19 protein-coding genes, 8 pseudogenes and 2 other annotated features are annotated in these 23,680 nt (G+C 36.8%); of the genes and pseudogenes, 10 read left to right on the forward strand and 17 right to left on the reverse strand.

The features are described from left to right. Positions 1-5: 5 nt before the first annotated feature. Positions 6-815, reverse strand: a complete 810-nt coding sequence (locus AC4CUX_RS18705) for a formate/nitrite transporter family protein (protein WP_490792655.1) — start codon at positions 813-815, stop codon at positions 6-8. Positions 816-1,099: 284 nt separating this feature from the next. On the opposite strand from AC4CUX_RS18705, the gene cynS reads away from it, so the two are divergent. Then, positions 1,100-1,549, forward strand: coding sequence for a cyanase (gene cynS, locus AC4CUX_RS18710; protein ID WP_000628076.1), 450 nt, complete (start codon positions 1,100-1,102; stop codon positions 1,547-1,549). A gap of 79 nt (positions 1,550-1,628) precedes the next feature. On the opposite strand, the pseudogene AC4CUX_RS18715 reads toward cynS, so the two are convergent. Further along, positions 1,629-1,736: pseudogene (locus AC4CUX_RS18715) on the reverse strand (metallophosphoesterase); the annotation flags it as partial. Between the two features lie 49 nt (positions 1,737-1,785). Continuing rightward, positions 1,786-3,020, reverse strand: a protein-coding gene (locus AC4CUX_RS18720; protein ID WP_490792656.1) for an IS3 family transposase whose coding sequence is annotated in 2 segments (ribosomal slippage) — positions 1,786-2,744 and positions 2,744-3,020 — 1,236 coding nt in all. Because the reading frame shifts where the segments join, the coding sequence is not laid out codon by codon here. Continuing rightward, positions 2,629-2,745 (reverse strand) — a sequence feature (AL1L pseudoknot). Its footprint overlaps the gene before it by 117 nt. A gap of 27 nt (positions 3,021-3,047) precedes the next feature. On the opposite strand from AC4CUX_RS18720, the pseudogene AC4CUX_RS18725 reads away from it, so the two are divergent. Continuing rightward, positions 3,048-3,287, forward strand: a pseudogene (locus tag AC4CUX_RS18725) (hypothetical protein); the annotation flags it as partial. A 336-nt stretch (positions 3,288-3,623) separates the two neighbouring features. On the opposite strand, the gene AC4CUX_RS18730 reads toward AC4CUX_RS18725, so the two are convergent. The 3 genes from AC4CUX_RS18730 to AC4CUX_RS18740 all read right to left on the reverse strand — a co-directional run bounded on the left by AC4CUX_RS18730 (position 3,624) and on the right by AC4CUX_RS18740 (position 6,680). Beyond that, entirely contained in the window at positions 3,624-4,544 is a 921-nt protein-coding gene (locus tag AC4CUX_RS18730) for a copper resistance protein B (protein ID WP_005401398.1), read from the reverse strand. Further along, on the reverse strand, positions 4,531-6,294 hold the full coding sequence (locus AC4CUX_RS18735; RefSeq protein WP_490792657.1) for a copper resistance system multicopper oxidase: 1,764 nt from the start codon (positions 6,292-6,294) through the stop codon (positions 4,531-4,533). The genes AC4CUX_RS18730 and AC4CUX_RS18735 overlap by 14 nt, the downstream gene beginning before the upstream one ends. 89 nt (positions 6,295-6,383) lie before the next feature. Then, positions 6,384-6,680, reverse strand: coding sequence for a hypothetical protein (locus tag AC4CUX_RS18740; protein WP_004281865.1), 297 nt, complete (start codon positions 6,678-6,680; stop codon positions 6,384-6,386). Positions 6,681-6,828: 148 nt separating this feature from the next. On the opposite strand from AC4CUX_RS18740, the gene AC4CUX_RS18745 reads away from it, so the two are divergent. Beyond that, positions 6,829-7,509 carry a heavy metal response regulator transcription factor gene (locus AC4CUX_RS18745; RefSeq protein ID WP_004679347.1) on the forward strand — a complete coding sequence of 227 codons (681 nt, stop codon included), beginning with the start codon at positions 6,829-6,831 and terminating at the stop codon, positions 7,507-7,509. After that, positions 7,502-8,878 (forward strand): heavy metal sensor histidine kinase, encoded by a 1,377-nt coding sequence (locus tag AC4CUX_RS18750; RefSeq protein ID WP_490792658.1) that lies wholly within the window; start codon positions 7,502-7,504, stop codon positions 8,876-8,878. The genes AC4CUX_RS18745 and AC4CUX_RS18750 overlap by 8 nt, the downstream gene beginning before the upstream one ends. A gap of 153 nt (positions 8,879-9,031) precedes the next feature. Here the strand turns inward: AC4CUX_RS18750 and AC4CUX_RS18755 are convergent. Next, positions 9,032-11,128 (reverse strand): annotated as a pseudogene (locus AC4CUX_RS18755) (copper-transporting P-type ATPase); the annotation flags it as partial. Positions 11,129-11,233: 105 nt separating this feature from the next. Further along, positions 11,234-11,404, reverse strand: a pseudogene (locus AC4CUX_RS18760) (YHS domain-containing protein); the annotation flags it as partial. A gap of 274 nt (positions 11,405-11,678) precedes the next feature. On the opposite strand from AC4CUX_RS18760, the gene AC4CUX_RS18765 reads away from it, so the two are divergent. The 3 genes from AC4CUX_RS18765 (at position 11,679) to AC4CUX_RS18775 (ending at position 14,173) form a co-directional block, all read left to right on the forward strand. Continuing rightward, the gene (locus AC4CUX_RS18765) at positions 11,679-12,059 is read left to right on the forward strand and encodes a copper resistance CopC family protein (RefSeq protein ID WP_279741808.1); all 381 of its coding nucleotides are present in this window, start codon (positions 11,679-11,681) and stop codon (positions 12,057-12,059) included. 64 nt (positions 12,060-12,123) lie between these two features. Further along, positions 12,124-13,005, forward strand: coding sequence for a copper resistance D family protein (locus tag AC4CUX_RS18770; protein WP_279737976.1), 882 nt, complete (start codon positions 12,124-12,126; stop codon positions 13,003-13,005). A gap of 235 nt (positions 13,006-13,240) precedes the next feature. Further along, positions 13,241-14,173 carry an IS5-like element ISAba12 family transposase gene (locus AC4CUX_RS18775; protein WP_053579251.1) on the forward strand — a complete coding sequence of 311 codons (933 nt, stop codon included), beginning with the start codon at positions 13,241-13,243 and terminating at the stop codon, positions 14,171-14,173. A 52-nt stretch (positions 14,174-14,225) separates the two neighbouring features. Here AC4CUX_RS18775 and AC4CUX_RS18780 read toward each other — a convergent pair. Continuing rightward, positions 14,226-14,638, reverse strand: a pseudogene (locus AC4CUX_RS18780) (transposase); the annotation flags it as partial. Continuing rightward, positions 14,232-14,348 (reverse strand) — a sequence feature (AL1L pseudoknot). Its footprint overlaps the pseudogene before it by 117 nt. Before the next feature lie 34 nt (positions 14,639-14,672). On the opposite strand from AC4CUX_RS18780, the pseudogene AC4CUX_RS18785 reads away from it, so the two are divergent. After that, positions 14,673-14,801, forward strand: a pseudogene (locus AC4CUX_RS18785) (integrase core domain-containing protein); the annotation flags it as partial. Positions 14,802-14,954: 153 nt separating this feature from the next. Here the strand turns inward: AC4CUX_RS18785 and AC4CUX_RS18790 are convergent. After that, positions 14,955-16,084 (reverse strand): IS3-like element ISAcsp5 family transposase gene (locus AC4CUX_RS18790; RefSeq protein WP_100607972.1). Its coding sequence is split into 2 segments (ribosomal slippage): positions 14,955-15,832 and positions 15,832-16,084, totalling 1,131 coding nucleotides; the frame shifts between segments, so codons are not numbered across the junction. A gap of 485 nt (positions 16,085-16,569) precedes the next feature. Further along, a complete protein-coding gene (locus AC4CUX_RS18795; protein ID WP_035245357.1) occupies positions 16,570-16,791 on the reverse strand; it encodes a helix-turn-helix domain-containing protein in 222 nt (73 codons plus the stop codon). A gap of 195 nt (positions 16,792-16,986) precedes the next feature. On the opposite strand from AC4CUX_RS18795, the gene AC4CUX_RS18800 reads away from it, so the two are divergent. Then, positions 16,987-17,238, forward strand: coding sequence for a hypothetical protein (locus AC4CUX_RS18800; RefSeq protein WP_004986445.1), 252 nt, complete (start codon positions 16,987-16,989; stop codon positions 17,236-17,238). Between the two features lie 531 nt (positions 17,239-17,769). Next, positions 17,770-18,202: pseudogene (locus AC4CUX_RS18805) on the forward strand (transposase); the annotation flags it as partial. Positions 18,203-18,300: 98 nt separating this feature from the next. Here the strand turns inward: AC4CUX_RS18805 and AC4CUX_RS18810 are convergent. The 6 genes and pseudogenes from AC4CUX_RS18810 to AC4CUX_RS18835 form a co-directional block, all read right to left on the reverse strand. Then, positions 18,301-19,497, reverse strand: a complete 1,197-nt coding sequence (locus AC4CUX_RS18810) for a tyrosine-type recombinase/integrase (RefSeq protein ID WP_000059655.1) — start codon at positions 19,495-19,497, stop codon at positions 18,301-18,303. 256 nt (positions 19,498-19,753) lie between these two features. Further along, a pseudogene (locus AC4CUX_RS18815) lies at positions 19,754-20,401 on the reverse strand (IS5 family transposase); the annotation flags it as partial. A 93-nt stretch (positions 20,402-20,494) separates the two neighbouring features. Further along, on the reverse strand, positions 20,495-20,764 hold the full coding sequence (locus tag AC4CUX_RS18820) for a transposase family protein (protein WP_490792659.1): 270 nt from the start codon (positions 20,762-20,764) through the stop codon (positions 20,495-20,497). Next, positions 20,761-21,851 (reverse strand): IS4-like element ISAba1 family transposase gene (locus AC4CUX_RS18825; protein ID WP_088631513.1). Its coding sequence is split into 2 segments (ribosomal slippage): positions 20,761-21,311 and positions 21,311-21,851, totalling 1,092 coding nucleotides; the frame shifts between segments, so codons are not numbered across the junction. The genes AC4CUX_RS18820 and AC4CUX_RS18825 overlap by 4 nt, the downstream gene beginning before the upstream one ends. Positions 21,852-21,929: 78 nt before the next feature. Next, a complete protein-coding gene (locus tag AC4CUX_RS18830) occupies positions 21,930-22,379 on the reverse strand; it encodes a transposase family protein (protein WP_490792660.1) in 450 nt (149 codons plus the stop codon). 280 nt (positions 22,380-22,659) lie between these two features. After that, complete coding sequence (locus tag AC4CUX_RS18835; protein ID WP_490792661.1) at positions 22,660-23,661, reverse strand: TauD/TfdA family dioxygenase; 1,002 nt, start codon at positions 23,659-23,661, stop codon at positions 22,660-22,662. Positions 23,662-23,680 lie beyond the last annotated feature (19 nt).

Consider the following 23,680-nt stretch of genomic DNA (forward strand, 5'->3'; position numbering starts at 1 on the left):
GAATATTAAAATTCTTTTTTAACACCAGTACGGACATGGGTTGTATAAAGTGCCAGACCTGTTAATGCCAAACCACCCACCAGATTACCTAAAGCAACCGGCAGTTCATTCCATAGGAAGTAGTCAGCAATCGAGAAGTCACCGCCCATCATCATGGCAAATGGGAACAGGAACATGTTAACGACAGAGTGCTCAAAGCCCATGGCAAAGAACAGCATAATTGGCATCCACATGGCAATGAATTTGCCACTCACCGTAGTAGACATCATCGCGCCAATGACACCTAATGACACCATCCAGTTACACAGCATGCCACGGATAAAAATAGTCATCCAGCCGGCGAATCCGTATTCGGCATAACCTAATGTCCGCTCCTCGCCAATATGCGCAATTTTCACGCCGACAGGGTTTGGATCCGCTGCAAAACCCATGGTATAAACCGCTGCCATGAGCACTGCAACGACTAAACAGCCTGTAAAGTTCCCTACAAACACCAAGCCCCAGTTTTTTAGAATACGTCCCCATGTCACCCCTGGGCGTTTATCTAGCCATGCCAGCGGCGTAAGTACAAATACCCCAGTTAACAGGTCATAGCCCAATAAATACAACATACAAAAACCAACTGGAAACAGGAGCGCACCAATTAGTGCTGATCCTGTTTGCACGGCTATGGTAATGGCAAATACTGCTGCCAGTGCCAAAATCGCACCTGCCGTAAAGGCACGAATCAATACATCACGGGTTGCCATATGTAATTTGGATTCACCCGCATCTACCACTTTTTTTGCAAACTCTGCAGGAGCAAGATATGCCATGTCATCGTCCTCATTTTTAATATCTGGACCTGTTTTTAAACAAAAAGACGCCTAAGGTCTTTGAAACCTTAGGCGTCGTTGCCTTAAATATCAGAACAGGTAATTTTGTTATGGCGCCATTGCCATGCTTGTTATAAATAAAGCAAAAGCTGTGCCATAAATTATTTAAAAATCATTCAATTTTTTACGCTCTATTTAAAGCTAATTTCGTCCTCTAGTTGGCATGAGAACTGCATTAATGAAAATTCACATAAATGTATTTCAAAAATAATCTGGAGATTTTTATGATTACCCATCGTCAACAAGTAACTGACATGATCATTTCAGCGAAAGTTTTAAAGTCAATTAAATGGGCAGATGTCGCCAAAGAAATTGGTCTTTCTAAAGAATGGGTAACGGCTGCCTGCCTGGGACAAATGGCATTTAATAAACAGCAGGCAGAGAAAATTGGTCAGATTTTTGACCTTAGTGATGAGGCAGTAGCATGGCTGCAAATTGTACCTTACAAAGGCTCTTTACCAACCAGTGTGCCTACGGACCCTTTAATTTACCGCTGGTATGAAGTTGTAAATGTATATGGTTCGACTATTAAAGAGCTGATCCATGAAGAATTCGGTGATGGCATTATGAGCGCAATCGACTTCAGCATGGATATTCAGCGTGAGGAAAACCCGAACGGTGACCGGGTAAATGTCGTATTGTCTGGCAAGTTTTTACCTTATAAAACCTATTAATTAATCGTTTGATAAAGCCATCATATTGATGGCTTTTCATTTCTTCGTAAGGAGATCTTTTATATCACCGTCTTTATCCTTATTTAATTTTGACTATACACAGCTTCTGGGTATAAGAGGAACCGACATCAATATAGTGACAGTTATCAATCTGGGTATGTTTTTTCACAATGGTATGCCCTAAATAGGTTTTGAACTGAACCGTACCGGGTTTGTCGGAGACTTTTTTATTTAAGTTAGGCCACCTGACCTAACGGGTTAATCTTATCATAGTACATTGCTTCAAACTCAAAAGGCGATACATAACCCAGTGCACTGTGTACACGCTTTTTATTGAACCAATCTACCCAGTTTAGTGTCGCAAGTTGTACATCTGCTAAACCTTGCCAATCTGCTTTTAAATATTCAATCACCTCTGTTTTGTATAAGCCATTCACCGTTTCAGCCAGAGCATTATCGTATGAATCACCAGTCGTACCGACTGATGCTCGTAAATTTGCAGCTTCTAAACGATTGGTATAGCGAATAGAAAGATATTGAACACCTCTATCGGAATGATGAATCACATTCTTTGGCATGCCTCGATCGTGCAATGCTTGCTCAAGTGCATCGAGTACCATATCTGTATTCATCCGTGTAGATACTTTCCATCCAACAATTGCTCGTGAGAACACATCAATAATAAAGGCGGTATAGACCCAGCCTGAATTTGTTTGAATATAGGTAAAGTCAGCAACCCACAAGTGATTAGGCTGATCAGCTCTAAAATTCCGTTTCACCAAGTCAGGTGCTCGTTTTTGGTCATCTCGGCTACGGGTGGTTTGTTTGTTCTTACCTCGCCAAACACCTTGTATACCTAGATTTTTCATTAATCGAGCAACAGTACAGCGTGCAATAATATAGCCTTCACGTTTCAGTTTTTGCCAGACTTTACGTACACCATATCGACCTGAACTTTCCTTCCAAATTCGTTTAATCTCCTCAGCATGATGCAAGTCATGTAAATCTCGCTTTGCTCGATGTTCCCTTGCGAAGCAATGCTTCTCATCGCAGAGATCTAGAGTCCGGTAATAGGTTGAAGCTGCGATCGGTAAAATCCTACAAATCGCATCAACACCATATAAGTCTTTATTGTTATGGATGAAATCCACCATTATTTGTGTGGGCGGTCGAGCTCCGCCTGGGCGAAAAAAGCGGCTGCTTTACGTAGAATTTCATTGGCACGCTTTAATTCTTTAATTTCACGTTCCATTTGCTTCATTTTTTCTTGATCAGATATCTGTTGTACTTTAATAGGATTTTGCTGATCTAAATGCTTTTGATGCCAGGCACGAAGTGTTTCAGGAGTACAACCAATCTTAGGCGCAATTGCTGTGATTGCAGCCCAATTCGATGGATAATCTTTTTCAGATTCAATCAATAATTGAACCGCTCTTTCTCTGATTTCATGGGTATATTTTAATTTTGTCATCGGGATAGTCTCTCAGAATATTGACTCTCCGACAAACCCGGTACGGTTCAGAAAAAAAAGATTATTTCGCTAATACAAACGGATTTAAGTAACAGTGAAGATATTATTAGTTGGGTTAGAAATGCTCTGAGGTATTTTCATCAGCTCTCGTACGTTGATGCTTTAAAGATAAAAACTGAAATGATTGCGGAAGTAGATGATGGTTTTACTGTGGTGTTCAATGAGCAGTCTTATTGGTTGCCCAAGATAAATAAATTATTAAATTAAGCTATTGGGTTATAGTTATGTTACCTATTGCAGATTTCCATCTTCTTTCGTAAAGGGCATTTTTGTAGAGTCCAAGATATATCTAGCCATTTTGAAGCTTATTAACGAAAAATGAAGGCTATATGACTGTAAAATACAGGATTATGTACGGGCTATTAATTTTTGACCCTGTCTCCATACCATTCATATGTGCAATATTTATTCGACTTTTTTCTTGAGAGTGGGGCATCTGCATGGATTATATTTTTTGTGAAGACATTAAAATTATTAAGGAAATGGCAATTATAAGATGAAAGGAATAGTACGCTAAACTACTATTCCTTTCATTAAATTATTTTAAAAAACTAATTCGATGCCTGCACCATATTTCCAGCCTTTTTCAGAATCCGTAGCCTCTTGCATAGAAGTGGCTTTCTGTCCTTTTTCATATTGGTAAGCAACGTCAATAAAAGGTTTAATTCGCTTAGTAATTTCATATCGGGTTTTGATCCCCGTTTTTAGTTCTGATAAACCTGATTTTGCAGCATAGTCAGAATCATCACTAAATACTACATCTGCTTCGATGTAAGGTTGAGTAATAAGTTTTTGAGTTAAAATTAAATCACGTTCGAATTCAAAACTTGTTCCCCAAAAGTTATTCTCTCCTCCATAAAGATATGCTTGTGTCTCAAAGAAATAAGGGGCTAATCCTAATATACCGATAACACCATCAATCCGATTGTTGTTTGGGCTGTTTTTATCTTCACTATATCGAACACCTGTTTGCACATCCCAAAATGGGGCTACATTACGACTATAGAGTGCAGATATATCATAATTAATATCACTGCTTTCTGGCTTTGCTAGATTCGCTTCGATAAATATACGATTTTCATCTGTCCCAATCAAAGTTTCAAACTTCGTTCCTAGTGTACCCTTACCATCTTCATCAACTATCCATGCATTTTCAAGTTTTGTTGCTTGATAAATTTGTCCGCCATGTTCTTTAAGATGATCATCATGAGATGGGGCTGATCTCTTTCTTGCGGTCAGAATAATATTATCTCCCCCATTTGCATTTTCCATTGAATAATATTCTGGATACAATTCTTGGGGGCTATATCTTAAGCCACCAGACTCCTGTAATAAGACTCTCATACCATTTGTAATATTACTTTCTTGTTCCGAAGTGCTGCTATTAGCAAAAGTTAAGTTTGATATACTTATTAATGCAATTGATAAGACTGTTTTTGAGAAGAAATTCTTAGTGATTTGCATGTGGATTTACTCCCTTCTCACTTATTGGGGGCTGAGCAACAATATTTTTTGAAACACTATCTTTGTCTACTTGGGCCACAATTAGTTTATTCATCATTCCTGCGCTCATATGGTAAAGCAGGTGGCAATGAATAGCCCACTCACCTAATTCATCGGCTGTAAGCAGAGTAGTTATAGTTTTCCCTGGTGGAACAATTACAGTATGTTTATTTGGTATATTGCTTGGATCTTGACCATTTTCAAGCTGCATGAACATACCATGTAAGTGCATTGGGTGAGCCATCATACTGTCATTTATAAATTTCAATCTAATCCGTTCACCATATTTAACTTCTAATGGCTCCGTTTCATTGAATTTTTTACCATTGATTGTCCAGATATAACGCTCCATATTTCCGCCAAGTCGTACTTCAATTTCGCGTTCTGGAGCACGAGTATCTTGTTGTTGGTCAAGAGCTTGAAGATCACTATATTGCAAAGCTTTTTTACCTACAGGGGTTGAAGCATTTGCCCATCCAAATACAGTATCGTCATTTGTATTTGATGAGTTTTTAGGAGCGGTATTCATTGACATATCATGATTCATATCTTTCATAGAAGACATGTCATGCTTCATATCTTTCATAGAAGACATATCATGATTCATATCTTTCATAGATGACATGTCATGGCTCATCCCCATATCTTCCATAGTTAATAAAGCACGAGGGCGAGATTTAGGCATCTCAATTTGTTTGACTGCTGGGCTGCTTTCTTCATGTAATGTTCCCACTGAAAAACCGGTACGATCAATAGATTCAGCTTCAATTTGGTAATGTGCTTGTTTTGGTTCCACAATTACGTCATAAGTTTCAGCAGTACCAATACGGAACTCATCTACAGGAACGGGCTTTACAGGTTGACCATCAGCACTGACTACAGTCATTTTTAGGTTTGGAATGCGTACATCAAAGAATGACATAGCGGAAGCATTAATAAAACGAAGGCGAACTTTTTCACCAGCTTTGAAGTTACCCGTCCAATTTTGCTGAGGTGTCTTGCCATTCATTAAAAATGTATAACCAGTCACATCGGACATATCTGTTTTCAGCATTCGCATCTGATTCCACATAGAACGGTCTTGCCAAGTCGCTTTTAGCCCATCACGTTTAACTTGTTTTAATACATCGAATACTGTTTCGCGGCGGTTCTGATAGTAGTCTGCTTCTTTTTTAATATTTTTCATAATTTGATCACTTGTCGAATTATGAAAATCAGAAAGCAAAACAACGTAATCTTTATCGGTTTTTTCAGCAGCTGTTAGTGGAGTTTTATCTTTAGGATAAATAACAAAAGCACCATATAAACCGTCTTGTTCTTGTCCTTTACTATGTGAATGATACCAATAAGTACCATTTTGGCGGACTTTAAACTTATATTCATAAGTTTTATTAGGGGCAATGCCATTAAATTTGTTAAATCCAGGTACACCATCCATAATTCCAGGTAATAATAAGCCATGCCAATGGATTGAAGAGTCCTGATTTTTTAACTTATTGTGAACACGGATAACGGCCTCATCACCTTCTTCAAATTCAAGAAGTGGTGCAACGAATTTACCATTTACAGTAATTCTCTCAACTGGTTTTCCTGTGATATTTACAGTTTGTTCAGCGATTGTTAAATCATATTCTTTAACTGCCGCCATTACCCAAGTTGATGAAAATAAACCAACTCCGATTAAGAGTATATGACTTAACTTTTTTGACATTCTATCTCACCTTTAGAAAGGTCAAGATTGAAGTAATAAAGCAAATATTTAGTATAAACTTTAATACTTCTTTCTCGCTATTTATAAAATTATTTATTGCTACTAGGCATATTCATCTTTGAATGATCCATTTTAGAATGGTCCATATTCATCATAGAATGATCCATTTTTGACATGTCAGATGAGTTAGGAGACTGATGTTGACTATGATCTTGCTGAGTCTTGTCATCTTTTTCCATTTTACAAGGTTTTGTACAAGGTTCCTGTGCTTTTACCGTTTTAGTGGCACTTGAGGTTGATACATCTTTTGCCCAAGATTGAGTACCAGCAATTAAAGTTCCAGCACACATTAAAATTGTTAGACTACGACGCACTACAGTTTTCATAAGTTTCTCTAAAAGTTAATTTCTTGCTACTACAATAAAGTGAAGCACTGAACATCTAAGTGACTTGAAAATGACATTTTTGTAATCTATCTCGATCAGATGTTTTATAACGTTATTATAGTTTTAATGAATGACTTAGGATTCGGAAATGAGAATACTATTAGTTGAAGATGAACAAAAAACTGGTGATTATCTCAAGCAAGGTTTATCCGAAGCTGGCTATATTACGGACTGGGTTACAGATGGGTTAACGGGTAAACATCAAGCTCTTTCTGAAGAGTATGACTTAATTATTTTAGACGTGATGTTACCTGGACTAAATGGTTGGAATATTATCAATGATATTCGTAGCAGCGGTAAAACAATGCCCATTCTTTTTCTTACCGCCCGAGATCAAATCGAAGATCGAGTAAAAGGATTAGAGCTAGGCGCTGATGATTATTTAGTTAAGCCTTTTGCTTTTGCAGAGCTTCTAGCTCGAATAAAAACGCTCCTTAGACGAGGGCAACAAAGAGAAGATAATAATATTATTAAGATTGCTGATTTAGAACTTGATTTGAGAAAACGTCGGGTAACACGAGCAGGTCAACGCATTGATTTAACGGCTAAAGAATTTGCTCTTATGGAGCTTTTTATGCGTAGAAGAGGTGAAATTCTACCAAGAGCACTTATTGCATCTCAAATTTGGGATATGAACTTTGATAGTGATACAAATGTAGTTGAAGTCGCTATTAAACGATTAAGAAATAAAGTAGATAGTAATTTTACCCCTAAGTTAATTCAAAATATTAGAGGAATGGGGTATGTACTAGAGGTAGAGGATGAATAATAACTTATTCAAAGCGATCAGTTTTCGGATCGGTATTATTTTCTCATTATCTACTATTTTCATTCTAATTATTATGGGCTTATTCATAAATAAATTAGTAATACATCATTTTGAGACTCAAGACCGTACCCAATTAGAAGGTAAAATCCAGCTGATTCAGAATCTTATCCAACAGAATCCTAAAAACTCTCCAGAACTTAATCTATATTTGAGAGACGCTTTAGTTGGACACCATGATCTTATGGTTCAAATAGAACGACCGACAGGTAAAGTTTTATTTAGTTCAGCACCTTCAACAATTAATACTCAATACTTAACCAAGTCTGCAAATAACTCTTGGATTAAATGGAAAATTCAGGATAAGACTTATCGTGGCATCATCTACAACACGGAGATGAATAAAAATAATGTAATACAATCTGTACGAATTATTGTGGGGATCGATACCTCAGAACATCTACATTTTTTAAATGATTTTAAGCGCCAACTTTTTTACATTGGTTTAGCTGGAACGATTTGTTTAATGTTTTTAGGCTGGTTTGCAACATGGAGAGGTTTAAGACCCGTGCAAAAAATGGCTCAGGTCGCAGAAGGCATTTCTGCCCAACATCTTTCAGAACGTTTAGAAGTTGAGCACACACCAACAGAACTAAAATCATTAGCAATCGCCTTCAATGATATGCTGGACAGACTAGAATCAGCTTTAGAAAAACTTTCCGATTTTTCATCTGATTTAGCACATGAAATTAGAACACCGATTAATAACTTAATGACTCAAACTCAAGTATGTCTTGCACGTAACCGAGATATTAATATCTATCAAGAAGTACTATTTTCTAATTTAGAAGAATTTGAACGTTTGGCTCGAATGGTGTCCGATATGCTTTTCTTAGCAAAAGCAGAACATGGCTTAAATTTACAGAACTTACAGGATATTGACCTGGTTAAAGAAGTTACAGCTTTATTTGATTTCTATGATGCGCTAGCTGCCGAAAAAAATATGATACTTCAACAAACAGGATCTGGAAATGTAAAAGGTGATCCTGCTATGTTACGTCGCGCACTCAGCAATCTATTATCTAATGCAGTTAAATATGGAAACAAGAATTCTACAATACGCATAAAAATTCAACAGAATTTAGATAACACAATGTTTTCAATTGAAAATGAAGGTCCTGAGATTTCTCCTGAACAACTATCCAGATTATTTGATCGATTTTATCGAACAGATGCATCTAGACAAAGGATAGAGGAAGGAACGGGATTGGGATTAGCCATAACCAAATCTATTCTTGATATGCTTGGAGCAACTATTCAAGCAGAATCAAAAAATGGTCGAATAATATTTACTATTATTTTTCAAAGGTAAGTTTAAACTAAAGTGATGATTCTAATGGATTAGATTCATCACTTTGAGTGTGCCTAACTAACTAGATAGATTTAGGTAAATCGAAAAATTTAGCTAAACACTACCCCAAAGTAAATCAAATCCTCGCACTATCGTATCTATATAATATTTAAATCATAGACTTTTACGTCGTAAACGAAGAGCATTTGTAATCACTGAAGCGGAACTAAAACTCATTGCTACAGCAGCGATCATTGGTGATAACAACCAACCAGTAAATGGATATAATATGCCAGCAGCGATCGGAATACCTAAAGCATTGTAAAGGAAAGCGAACATGAGGTTTTGTTTCATATTGCTAACTGTGGCTTCTGACAATGAACGAGCAATAGCAATTCCTCGTAAATCGCCTTTAACCAGAGTCACTTGAGCGCTATTCATAGCCACATCAGTGCCTGTACCCATTGCAATCCCTACATTAGCCATGGCTAAAGCTGGAGCATCATTGATACCGTCACCTGCCATTGCAACGATATAACCCTGTTGCTGTAATTGATTCACTAACTTCAATTTATCTGCGGGTTTGACTTCACCATGCACTTCATCAATTCCTAAACGAGCACCTACAGCGCGTGCAGTAGTTAGACCATCTCCCGTTGCCATAATAATACGTAAACCAGCTCGTTTAAGTTCTGAGATTGCTTCATACGTACTGACCTTGATTGGATCGGATACTGCTAATAATCCAGATAAGACACCATCAACGGCAAGATACATTACACTTGCACCTTCAGTACGTAATTGTTCAGCTTGAGGGATGAGTGATTGAACAGATATATCCAACTGCTCCATTAGAGCAGTGTTGCCTAAAGATAATTGATGGCCTGAAACCACACCCTGAACTCCAATTCCTGAACCGGATTCGAAATTTTCAGGTTGTTCCAATATTAAACCTTGTTCACGTGATGCACGAACAATAGCATCAGCTAATGGGTGTTCACTACCTTGGTCAAGACTAGCTGCTAAGCGCAAGACTTCAGATTTTTCCATGCCTGATAACGCCACTACTCGGTCAAATACAGGCCGACCCTCAGTTAAAGTACCAGTCTTATCAATGATTAATGTATCAATCTTATGAAAATTTTCAATTGCAGCTGCATCTCTAAATAATACCCCTTGGGTGGCTCCACGTCCTGTAGCAACCATAATAGACATTGGTGTCGCCAAGCCAAGTGCACAAGGGCAAGCAATAATAAGTACGGCTACTGCATTGATTAGGGCATAGACCCAACTTGGTTCTGGACCAAATATTCCCCAGACAAAGAAAGTCATTAACGCAATAAGCACTACGGCTATCACAAACCAACTAGCAACATGGTCAGCCATACGTTGCATAGGAGCTTTAGATCTTTGAGCTTGGGCCACCATTTGAACAATTTGCGACAACATCATAGAAGAGCCGATTCTCTCTGAACGCATGATCAATGAACCGTTAGTATTAAGAGTTGCACCGATGACTTTATCACCAAGGCGTTTAGTTACTGGTACTGGCTCACCTGTCAACATAGATTCATCAACTGCACTACTCCCCTCAGTAACGATTCCGTCTACTGGTACTTTTTCACCTGGACGAATACGCAGTAAATCTCCTACATGGACATTAATAATTTCAATATCTTCTTCTGAGCCATCCGCCTGAATTCGTCTAGCTGTCTTTGGTGCTAGACCGAGAAGTGATTTAATGGCAGCTGAAGTTTGTGAACGAGCTTTTAACTCCATTACTTGACCGAGAAGCGTTAGGGAAATAATGACAACCGCAGCTTCAAAATAAACAGCGACACGTCCCATAGAAACAAATGAATTCGGGAAAATTTCTGGTGTAACAGTAGCGACAACGCTATAAATAAAAGCAGCCCCTGTACCAAGACTGATCAGCGTCCACATATTAGGACTGTGATTTATAACAGATTGCCAGCCTCGTAAAAAAAATGGCCAGCCAGCCCAGAGCACTACTGGAATAGATAACACTAATTCGATCCAGCTCTGAACAGTCATATCAAATAGATTAAGTTGATGACCAAACATCGCTAAAAAAGTTACGATAATAGTGAGTGGTAGTGTCCACCAAAATCTTCGCTTGAAATCACGTAATTCAGGATTATCTTCCTCTTCTAGCTCTGGAAGTAGGGGTTCTAAAGCCATCCCACACTTTGGACAGTTTCCTGGATGGTCCTGTCTGATTTCTGGATGCATCGGGCACGTATAGAGGGTTCCATTATCTATATTTTTTTGATTAATAGGAACTAGAGAGCTGTTATTTGAAGAATGATGGTGTCCTATAGTTTTTTCTATATTTTTAGATTTTTCTAGGTTCAAAATATACAGCTTGGGATCTGAGATAAACTTGGACTGACATTTTTGACTACAAAAATAATATTTTTTTGCCTCATATTCATGATGATAAGTAGAATCCTGAGTAATGTTCATTCCACACACTGGATCCTTAAGTGCATTTTCATTGATTGGATCTTTTTGATTCATAATCATCCTCACTCATGTTTAGAGATACTTTCAGTTTGAGTAATTCATCATTTTTATAAAGAAACAGTTCAACTGATCAATTACTACTGTTTGATTTTTAAATGAGTTTAGCATCTGTTTTTTTGTATTTTTCAAAATGACATAAATGTAATTTTGAAGTCATCACTATGTTTCTATGTTTGATTAATAATTGAAATATAACTGGAGGTGGCGAAGTCTTATTAAATATAGATTTTATGAAGTCATTTCTAATGAATTACCAGATCAAGAGGAAACATAAATGAAATTATTTCAAAACAAAATGACCGCTCTACGCAATGTGTTAGTAGGTATCACTATGATAGTCGCAACTACAAATACATTCGCTCATGTGGGTTTGTTGAGTGCAACTCCTGCGGTAAATTCATCTGTTCTTAGTCAGCCAAAGAATTTGACCCTTAATTTTGGTGCAGAAGTAATGTTGATGAATGTTAAGTTGTTAGATGCTCAACGAAAAGATATCCCACTAAAATATCAAGTTAGTCATGATTTAAAAAAATCATTCGATATTGCAGTTCCGAAACTTAAAAAAGGTAAATATACCGTTGTTTGGACAACAATGGGGAAAGATGGTCATAACATGAATGGTGAATATAACTTCACTATCCAATCATCAAAATAAAAATTAATAATTCCTCAACATGCCAGCAATTTGCTGGCATGTTGTTCTAGCATAGGGAACAATAATGATTTCTGAATATTGGATGTGGGCGACGTGGTTAACTAAGGTTTTTTTATACCTTAGTGTAGCTTTTGTTGTAGGTGGGTTCTTCTGTTATGTCTTACTTAGACAATATCTTGTAATCAAAGAATCTCTTCTTAAATATATTACAATTGGTGCTGGATTAGGTTTGATTTCTAGCACATTAGGTTTTTTTATTCTAAATGGTAGTTTTGCTAATTCAGGTCTTATAGGTATGTGGGATCTCACATATTTAAATATCCTGATTAATACTCCTACGGGACAAATACAAATTATTCGGTCTATCAGCTTTGCTCTTTTACTAATAATTATGTTGGTAAAACTGAGCCGTAGAAAGATGGAAGTTTCTATAACAGAAAGTACAATATTTATTATTTTATTGACTCCTATTCTCTTTAGTTTTTCTCAACTCGGTCATGTGGCTAATTTACCATTTTTTGCTCAAATCTTGTTATCTGTCCATGTTTTATTCATGTCTTTATGGATGGGATCATTGTACCCTTTATGGAAAATCAGTCGAAAAATAAGTGGTTTACCTTTAAAGGATCGTATGCATATATTTGGGCGTATTGCAGCCTTTATTGTGGCCATACTAATCGTGTGTGGTACAAGTATAGCTTTCCTTTTATTTAAAGATATTAATAGTTTAATAAATACTCCTTATGGCTTGGGATTTATTATTAAAATACTTTTTGTCATGAGTATTTTAATGTTGGCAGCTTTCAATAAGTGGTATTTTACCCCACGCTTACAAAATCCTAAATTCGCTAAAAATCTGAGTTATGCCATTTTATTTGAAATGTTCCTAGGCTTTTCAATTCTTTTAATGACAGGATATATAACATCAGTGGTGGGAATTGAATAAGGTATCTTTAAGTAAGATTTTATTTTCTAAATTTTGGTTTATGTATTTGATTTATATATAATAAAGGGATTTAATTGCTCTTAAATTTACGAAAAATATAAAAAAGCCCATTCAAGAGGAGTGGGCTATAAGGCTTGAACTGTATTATTTAATATAACAAAAGTTTTCTTGAGTTTTGCACGGCTTTGTTGCACAAACCTATCTGTAAAGGGTTTTTCAGCGATATAATTTTCAAATGAAGAAGCCTACACACAAAATCTACCGCACAACCAATTGGCCCGCATATAACCGAGCACTCATGAGTCGCGGAAATATTGCCATTTGGTTTGATCCTGCTACGCAATGGTATGCGCCATCAAAAGGCAAACAAGGGCGAAATCAAACCTACTCCGACGCAGCCATCCAATGCTGCTTAATGATTAAATCCTTATTCCGTCTGTCTTTACGTATGGTCACTGGCTTTGTGCAAAGTCTGATTAAACTTTGCGGATTAAATTGGATAGCTCCAGATTACACCACGCTTTGTAGAAGACAAAAGCATATTGATATTGTAATCAGCTACCAAAAAAGTAGCGATGGGCTGCATCTACTCATGGACTCTACAGGCATGAAGTTTCTAGGTGAGGGCGAATGGAAACGCAAGAAACATGGACCTGAATATCGTCGCCAATGGCGTAAACTTCATATTGGTATAGATGCTAAAACCCTACAAATACGAGCAGTTCAGCTTACAACCAATAATGTCAGTGATTCACAGGTGCTTGGTGATTTACTTAATCAGATTCCACAAGATGAGCGGATTGACTCTGTTTATACCGATGGAGCTTATGACACCAAGCAATGCCGTCAGGTCATTGCAGATCGGCAAGCGCATGCGGTGATTCCACCTAGAAAAAATGCGAAACCATGGAAAGATACAAAGAGTAGCTCGCTAGAGCGAAATGAATTACTTCGAACAATTAAACGTTTAGGCAGGACACTATGGAAAAAATGGTCAGGCTATCATCGTCGAAGTTTGGTTGAAACTAAGATGCATTGCATCAAATTATTAGGAGATAAACTCAGTGCAAGGAGTTTTGATAGCCAAGTGAATGAGATCCATGCACGTGTAGCAGTCCTTAACAGATTTACGGAATTAGGTCGACCACTTACCCAAGTTACGCCTTAAATTTGGCTCAATTAGGGGCGCTTTGCATTTCAAATCTTTGTGCAACAAAGCCGGTTGAAGCTGCGATCGGTAAAATCCTACAAATCGCATCAACACCATATAAGTCTTTATTGTTATGGATGAAATCCACCATTATTTGTGTGGGCGGTCGAGCTCCGCCTGGGCGAAAAAAGCGGCTGCTTTACGTAGAATTTCATTGGCACGCTTTAATTCTTTAATTTCACGTTCCATTTGCTTCATTTTTTCTTGATCAGATATCTGTTGTACTTTAATAGGATTTTGCTGATCTAAATGCTTTTGATGCCAGGCACGAAGTGTTTCAGGAGTACAACCAATCTTAGGCGCAATTGCTGTGATTGCCGCCCAATTCGATGGATAATCTTTTTCAGATTCAATCAATAATTGAACCGCTCTTTCTCTGATTTCATGGGTATATTTAATTTTGTCATCGGGATAGTCTCTCAGAATATTGACTCTCCGACAAACCCGGTACGGTTCAGTTGAGCGGTTTAATAGTACAGTACGTTATGAGTGTTTAAATCAATATTTATTTCGAGATCTGAGCGAGGTGCAGAACTATACAACTAACTGGCAGTACTTTTATAATCATGAACGACCTCATATGTAGGTAAATGGTTGTCCACCTATTTTTAAACAATAACAAGGGCTTTAGATTTTCTACCCATTAATTCAATTAAAAATGGGGGTATTTAATGTGGTTCCGTTAATTAGACCACTCAATTCAGTTTTATAAGTGATAAATCCGCTCTAAATATTTAAATTATGCTGCCATTACTTTTAGTAAATGTTGATCATAAAATTCATCCGGTGTTGCCTTATTCAAACTTGAATGAGGACGTATCATGTTATAAAAATCCAAATATTCAGCAATTGATTGTTTCGCTTGTTTAACCGTATCGTAAGCCTTCAAATAGACTTCCTCATGCTTCACGCTGCGCCATAAACGCTCAATCATTACATTATCCATCCATCGTCCTTTCCCATCCATACTGATACGGATATTTCGCAATTTTAACTCATTCAAAAATGCCTCGCTTGTGAATTGACTGCCTTGGTCTGTATTAAACACCTCAGGACAACCATATTTCACAATTGCTTCTTGCAACGCATCTATGCAAAAGTCTGTTTCCATACTGATCGATACTCGATGAGCCAGTACTTTACGACTATGCCAATCTATAATTGCACACAGATAGACAAAGCCTTTAGCCATAGGAATGTACGTGATATCTGTACACCAGACTTGATTAGAGTGATCGATGACCATGTTTTTCAACAGATATGGGAAAATACGGTGTGCAAGATTAGGCTTACTGGTATTGGGTTTTGGATACAAGGCATGTATTCCCATCAAGCGCATTAAACGTCGGACTTTACGCCGACCTATTTGATGTCCTTGACGCTGTAGCATATCTCGTATCATTCGACTGCCCATAAATGGGTAGTCGAGATGAATTTCATCGATTAGACGCATCCAACTCAAATCAGTTGATGAAATCTCTTTGGGCTTGTAATACAACGTACTGCGATTGATTTGAATCAATTGCGATTGTTGTCGTACCGAAAGTTGATGGGTCTTATCGATCATTTTTTGCCGCTCAGCTGCCCTATTTTTCTGAGCGCACCTTCTAAAAAATCAATTTGCAATGCCTGATGTCCTATCTTGGCATGTAGAGCTTTGAGGTCAATCTCTGGTTCTTGTTGTGCTGTTGGTCGTGAAAAAATATTGACTGATTGCTCAAGCAGTTGATTTTTCCAATCGATGATTTGGTTTTGATGTAAATCGAATTGAGTAGAAAGTTCAGCGAGTGTGTGGTCGCCTTTAATTGCTGCGAGAGCAACTTTAACTTTAAACTCTGCTGAATGATTACGACGTTTTCTTCGTGTCATGGTTGACTCCAAAAACAAGCATTTCCCATGCTTATTGGGGAGTAGATTATCACTTATAGGCGTGGTCTAAAATCCTAGAACCACATCATATTACCATTGAACGTTCGATCTCAAACATTATAACTTCAAGATCAAGTACTTAAAATTATCAAAATGGTAAAAAGAATAAATTTAAATCGTTAAATAGAAAATCATGTAAAAATACTCAAAATCTTGCAATAAGTACAATCGCAACGTAAGATGAGAATTGCAGTGAAGTCATTTTAAATTCCGTGTACGGCAAATTGCATTACATGGAACAAACCCACAATAGTTACAGCTATTGTGGGTCATTATCCCCTGTTCTCAACTAAGTTATAAGAAAAATACCCCTATCATTCGATTGATTCCTTTATATAAATAATAAAGTAAATATTTGTTTTCCATGAAATTTTATAAAATTCAGTATTAGACCTGTAGCGAAAACTTATCAAACGAAGTATTGGTTAATCTTTTTCTTCAACATCTTCCTTAAACTCAAACAAATCATTCATCGTACAGTTAAAGTATTTACATAACTTATCGGCGACTGGCAATTCAATACGTACAGCACGATCATAATACATACTCGTGAGCGTATTGCGATTGATGCCTGTCGCACGTACTACATCACTTAATTTTAAAATTTTTCGATCGCCCATGAGGCTGGATAACTTGCAAGTAATCATATATCAATTAATTTACAAAAAAATAACCTACTAAGAGTTATTTTAAGTTGTTGACTGAGTAATACCCTGCTATATTTAACCTACAGCAGATCATTACAACTTATAGAAAGCATAATTCATCTATTTCAACTAAATTATAACTTTTTAAATGTAAGGATTGAAGCTCTATTAGATTATTTTGTGGAGATGACCGCCATGTTGCCAAATGAATTATTGATCAGCCAGCAAGCTCGTGACTTAGGAAATCAATTAATTAAAGAAATGAACATCAATAGAAGTTACGGAATGGCTAATTTTCTTGGAGTAAATACTTGCTATGATAATCATCAGGCTGTACTTATTTGGACATTTCAACTTCTTGAAAGGGAACCTACCTTAAACGAATTAGCAGAAATTAAAAAATATTTTCTTTTAATCTTTCCAGATAGTGTTTATCAATTAGCCTAAGTTGTTTTTAAAAATTATTTTCAGGGGGGGATTACCGGATAGTCTGATAATTCTGAATAAGATCATAATCCGCTGACGTTTAACTAATATTTACGAAATTCCACACTGACTGTATGGTGGATGGTACTCCATCGAGGTATAGAAACATTGGCTTAAAATAGGATTCAGGTTACATAATAAAAAAGTCCAGAATTTATAGGCTTAATCTGGACAAAAAGTAAACTAAGAAAAAGAAATCTTGCTTAAAGTTAGGCAATCACTCCATGGAATTTCGTAGCAACCCAATCTGCAATCATAGAGCCCGCATTGGGAGCTATACTTTTCTATCAACGATGTACAAGCTATTTTATACTATGTACGACAAGGCATGGGGGTGGCATTATTGCCTGACTTGATCCTAGACACTATCACTACCTCTTCCGATTATTCTTAATTTTCGATGGGTATATTCATCCTTTTAATGACTGATGTGTGCTGAAAAAACAGGAGGTTTTAACTTGGTAAACCATACATACTCATCAGGAGTTTACCATGAGCAAGAAACACAAGACGTATACGGCAGAATTTAAAGCTGAAACCATCAAAGCAATAGAAGCCATTCAAGGCAATGTATCTAAAAACAGCTAGAGAACTCGGCATTTCCATGCAGACCCTTTCGCATTAGAATAATAAGGCAAAAGCAGGGACTTTAGCTGGTACTAAATAGTATTCATCTGATCTAAACGCTTTGCTCGAAGAAAATAAGCAACTTAAACAGCAGCTTAAATCCGCTGAAATGGTGAAATGGAACGTGAATTTCTAAAAAAGGCAGTAGCGTACTTTGCCAAATAAAGTCAGTAAGGTACGCCTATGTGAAATCCCAAAACACTTATTTCCGATTATTTTGATGGCACGATTACTTCATGTATCAGTTTCACGCTTTTATGATTGGCTAAAACGAGGTGTGAATAAACGATTAGTTCAGGTGGCCTAACTTAAATAAAAAGTCTCAGACAAACCGGGTACGGTTCACTATTTTTGTCGTGTACAGAGAGTTTTTCTATATAAAAGTATGATACTCACCTAGCCATTACTTAAATAATCACCCCACCACTGCATCATTTCAGTCCGTTGAACTAAGTAATCAGCATGATTATAACTGGCACGGGTACGGTTCTTATCAATATGTGAAAGTTGTGCCTCAATCCAATTATCTTGAAATAAACCTGAGTCATTCAAAATGGTACTAAAAGTGGAACGTAGTCCATGAGAGGATAATTGATGTTTGCCATAGCCCATCTTACGAATAGCCATATTTAATGTATTGAAATGAATCGGTTGATTGTGTTTCCGAGGGCTTGCAAAAATATATTTTTCACCGTATGACCATTGCATGACGTCTTTTAAAATCTCTAAAGCCTGATCTGAAAGTGGTACTAAAAAGTCTGGAATCTCATGGCCTAAAATGACTTTACGTCGAAATTGTTTAATATGCAAGGCAGGAATTTTCCATATTTTTGCATTTAAATCAAAATGATGAGGCTCAGCCAATAACAATTCAGCCCCTCGCACTCCAGTATGTAATTTGAACATTAGTGCTTTTTTAATAATGGGATGGGCATCCAATTTTTGTAAGTTATTCTTAAATTCGGATATTTCCTCCGCTTTTAAATACGGATAGTTCTTCTTAATTTTACTGTTGATTACAATTTTATTTAAACCATGAGCTATATTGTATTCACAATAACCCATCGCTACAGCGTAATCATAAATTTGGTTCAAATAGCTACAAGCTTTTTTGACTGGTTCTTTTACTTGGCGCGCCTCTATTTTTTTTATTACTGAAACCAAGTCATAGCGCTTGACGTTCTCAAAAGGTAAATCCTGAAGGTCTGGGTAAATATCATGCTGTAAACATCTTTCTGCTAACTGTAGTACACCGCAGCGGGGTAAATCATTAAATGCATTCTTAAGTTTGAACTGTAGCCATTCCTCCCCTACTTTACGAAAAGTAATTACATTAGAAATAGTATCTTTTTCAAAACTAAAATTATTGTCTTTAAAATCATCTCTGACTTGTCGTGCCTTTTTCAGTGATAAATCAGGATAAAGTCCTAACTGAATGCGGCGACGTTTTTTTATTTGTGGATCTGTATAGCGATAACACCAAGATTTTCTTCCATTCGGCTCAATCTTCAGGCTAAGTCCATCTTCATCAGATAAAAAACAAGTTTTTTCCTTGCAATGCGCTTGGCGAACCTTAATTTCTGTAAGACTCATGAAATTTAAATGAAACCTCTCAAAGGATTGATTGTATCAATTATATCAAAATAGAACGCTTAATATATGATGCGTATCCTACGCATCACATAAATTTTTATATGATTGTTATTTAATTATATTTATTTCAATATTTAGATTTAAGTAACCACTTGAATAACCAGCTGATTGCAAGGTTGACTTCTAGAAAAGTCTCACTATAAGGGCTTTGTTGTAGAAAGATTTTAAAGATAGAACTTTCCTAAGTTGCTCAAATTTAAGTGACAACTTGGGTACGAAGTCTGCCTAATTCTGTAAATTTATCTAACATGGCTATACGTGCATGGATTTCATTGACTTAACTGTCAAAACTCCTTACACTGAGTTTATCGCCCAATAATTTGATGCAATGCATCTTGGTTTCTACCAAACTACACTGATGATAACCAGACCACTTTTTCCAAAGCGTTTTTCCTAGATGTTTGACTGTTTTCAATAATTCATTTCTCTCTAAAGCCCCAAATTTCTTATCTTTCCATGGCCTTGCATTTTTTCCTGGAGGAATTACGGCATGTGCTTGACGATCTGAAATCACTTGTCTACGCAATTTCGTGTCATATGCTCCATCGGTATAGACAGAATCAATGCGTTCATCAGATGAGATTTGATTCAGCAGATCACTCAAGACTTGCGAGTCACTGACATTATTTGTGGCGAGCTGTACAGCTTATATTTGCAAGGTTTTAGCATCTATACCCATATGCGGTTTACGCCATTGCCGACGATATTCAGGCTGATATTTCCTACATTTCCATTCACCTTCGCCTAAAAATTTAAGACTAGTTAAGTCTGCCAATAGATGTAGTTCTTCATGCCTTTTTTGATAGATGATCACAATATCAACCTGCTTTTGTCGTGTGCAAAGTTATGCTGAACCTGTAACGGTGACTGTTCAATAATAGGCAAACATCACTTTGTTTTGGAATGAGGTGCATGTTCATTAGAGTTCTTTCATAAATCATTTTATACTCAACTCCAAGTTGTAAATTCCAGTAATTAAGTTAAATCTCAAACCTAGTCTTTTACCTTTATTTCGGTAACGTTCAGCAAGGATTTTAAAGGTCTTCAGACTGCCAAATATATGCTCAATCCCGATTCTTCTTTTGTTGATTTCCTGATTATAGATTTTTAGTTCAGGCTCCTGTTTACAGCGTCTTTTGACTTTTAACGGTACTAGGCTATTCGGATACACTTTATAAATTCCTTCTCTGTACACGACAAATTTCACAGAACCCTTATCCTATCAGGGTTCTGCCTTCTTAAAATTGCCAAAATTTCCTTAAACTCTTCTTTTTTCCCAAAACCAATTAAACGCTGAATCGCCATTTGAACATAGTCTAAACCATAGCGAAATAAACTCATTGAGAGTCGTCCATGCTTCTTTATTTTTATCACTTTTTTTTGATCATGTTGCCATTCACCCGTTAAGTAACACCAACAGAAGCTTATAGCTAACACCGCAATCAATTTTTTCACTCGTCTAGGGTCTGTCAAGCGCGTATTTTCAAGATTAAACCCGCGTCCTTTGAGACAACTGAATAAGGTTTCAATTTCCCAGCGTAATGCATAATCCTGAATAGCATTGGCATTAAACTGAGGAGAAACGACGAGTAAAAGCTCTCCATTTTCTAACTGTAGTGCACTTATATATAGTTTCACCCGACCAACCAAAATCCGTCGTTTACGACATTCAATTTGACCAACTTTAAGATGGCGAAATAAATCACTAATTTTATGATTCTTTCCTAAATGATTGGTGACAATGAAGTTTTTTTAACACGAATGCAGAAGTTGATGTCTTGTTCAATTAACCATGTAAACCACTGCTCACCGATAAACTCTCTGTCTGCGAACACATTCACAATACGGTCTTTACCAAAAATGGCTATAAAGCGTTGAATCAAAGCAATGCGCTCTTTCGTATCTGAATTTCCACGTTTATTAAGCAATGTCCAAAGGATAGGTATCGCTATTCCACGATAAACGATTGCGAGCATCAGGATATTAATATTTCGTTTTCCCCATTTCCAATTGGTTCTATCTAAAGTCAGTTGCACTTGGTCGAATGAAAACATATTGAAAATCAACTGAGAAATTTGACGATAATCAAAATACTGACCTGCAAAGAAGCGCTGCATACGTCGATAAAATGATTGTGGTAAGCACTTGATGGGCAAGGCTTTAGATGCAGAAGAAAGATTACATGTTTGCTTTAAAATAATCACAAGCATGATGAGCGCAAAGCACTTTAAATGTGACTTGTTCCATTTTAGATATTTGTTTAAGATAAGATATAACTCATTGAGATGTGTCATAGTATTCGTCGTTAGAAAACAATTATTATGACATTATTTCAATGAGTTATCTATTTTTGTCGTGTACAGAGAAATTCCTTAATACCCTTTGTCTGAAAGAACAAAAGCTCCTGAAGGAATCTGGTTTAAATTGCGCTTGAACAACTCGAAATCATGCACTGCACCGCGACTGTTACATAAACTCAGAATTTGCTGAGTTTTATAATGAATAATGGCTTGTACTTTAAAGGTGTGCTTCTTTTTCTTGCCGCTATAGCTTTTCTTCTGTTTTTTAGGTCTTTGTATTGGAATTTCTGTAGCATCCACGATTACCACATTCCAGTCTACGCCTTCACCTTCAGGCAGATTCTTCGGTAAATTAAACAGATTAGACTTGATCAGGCGATCTTCGACATGGCCTACAATTCTTGAGGCTGTTGGCTCTGAAACTCCGTAACTTATAGCGACGTGAAATAAGGTTCGGTATTCTCGCCAATAGCTTAGACAGAACAGAACCTGATCCTCCAGGCTTAACTTTGGCAGAGACATGCATTTTCAATTGCTCAACCATTAAATAAAAAGTTGACCATGAGATGCCTGTATATCGCTTAAAGTGTGTTTTGAAAGCTTCTTTGAATCGATCTATTTCATTCGTAAATTATGCACGAATGCCAAGAAAATTAGAGGATGAATATCGAGCAAAACGGTGGTCATTTTTTTGATTTATGAAAGAGGTCCATAATTTGGTATTTAAATCCATCTACAAAGAGAGCATAAGGATGACTTAACCACTAGTAAAAAAGCCATCCTACGCTGAATTCTTCATAAACTATGCGACTTTTGCCGCTATACCATTTCGACCAGGAAAATCTTTAGCTAGTTCACGTGCATTCGACATTTTCAACCATAAACGTAGTAGTTTTCTACGCTGACTCTGCTCTTCAAAATCTTCAAATGCTGTTCTTGAATGCATGACACTATAATTGTTACAGAACTGCATATCTCCTGGTTCAAGCATCATGTCTAGTCGAAGATCAGGATTATTAATAAAATGATCAAAAATATCAAATGCTTGCTTTTGTACACTAGAAAGTGGTATGCCGAGACGCTCATGCCCTAACTCGATATATGCTCGCATATATCGGCAGCTTAATTTACCTTCCCAATAGCTAAAAATGGGCGTTAAACTTGGCTCTGGATCACCTAAATGATCACAATAGGTCGGATGATAGTAATAACCGAGATATTCAGGGTATTTTTCCAAAATTTGATTATATACAGTGGCTGCACTAACTAGACTGCTAAGCCCGCCTTGCTTTGCTTTACGAATCGATAATAGACCAACGACATCGGACAAATCAGTGTGATATGGAAGATAGGCATTGGTTTCATATACACGTGTTGACTTATTCTTTAAATCACCTACATTTTCAACCTTGCCAAGTAAATCACCATGTGCGTTTTGTGTGACAGGTTGCCCCATATATAAACCAATCACAAAATACAGCGTAGCCATTTGATCTTCAGAATAACGGTTAACATCTAATCCTTTTAAAAGGAAGAATCCATATCCATTTTCTAATTCGTCTGACCATTTGGAAAATTCCGCCAGAATTCCTGGATCTTTTACGGTCAGATGCTCATGATTGATCTGTGCTAGCGTAAGTTTTCCTGATTCTATATAAGCTAGATTTTCATCTAAAGCCTGAATTGCATTTGCTGACAAATGATAAATCCAGTCATCTTTATGGACTAGATCTTTTCCAACCCATGCAGTTCTTTCTTGGATTGGTGTTGTCAAAATAATATTTTTATTAAGATTAGATTCCATTGTTACGCTCCCTCTATTC

It is taken from the genome of Acinetobacter sp. 231_lipA (assembly GCF_058243005.1).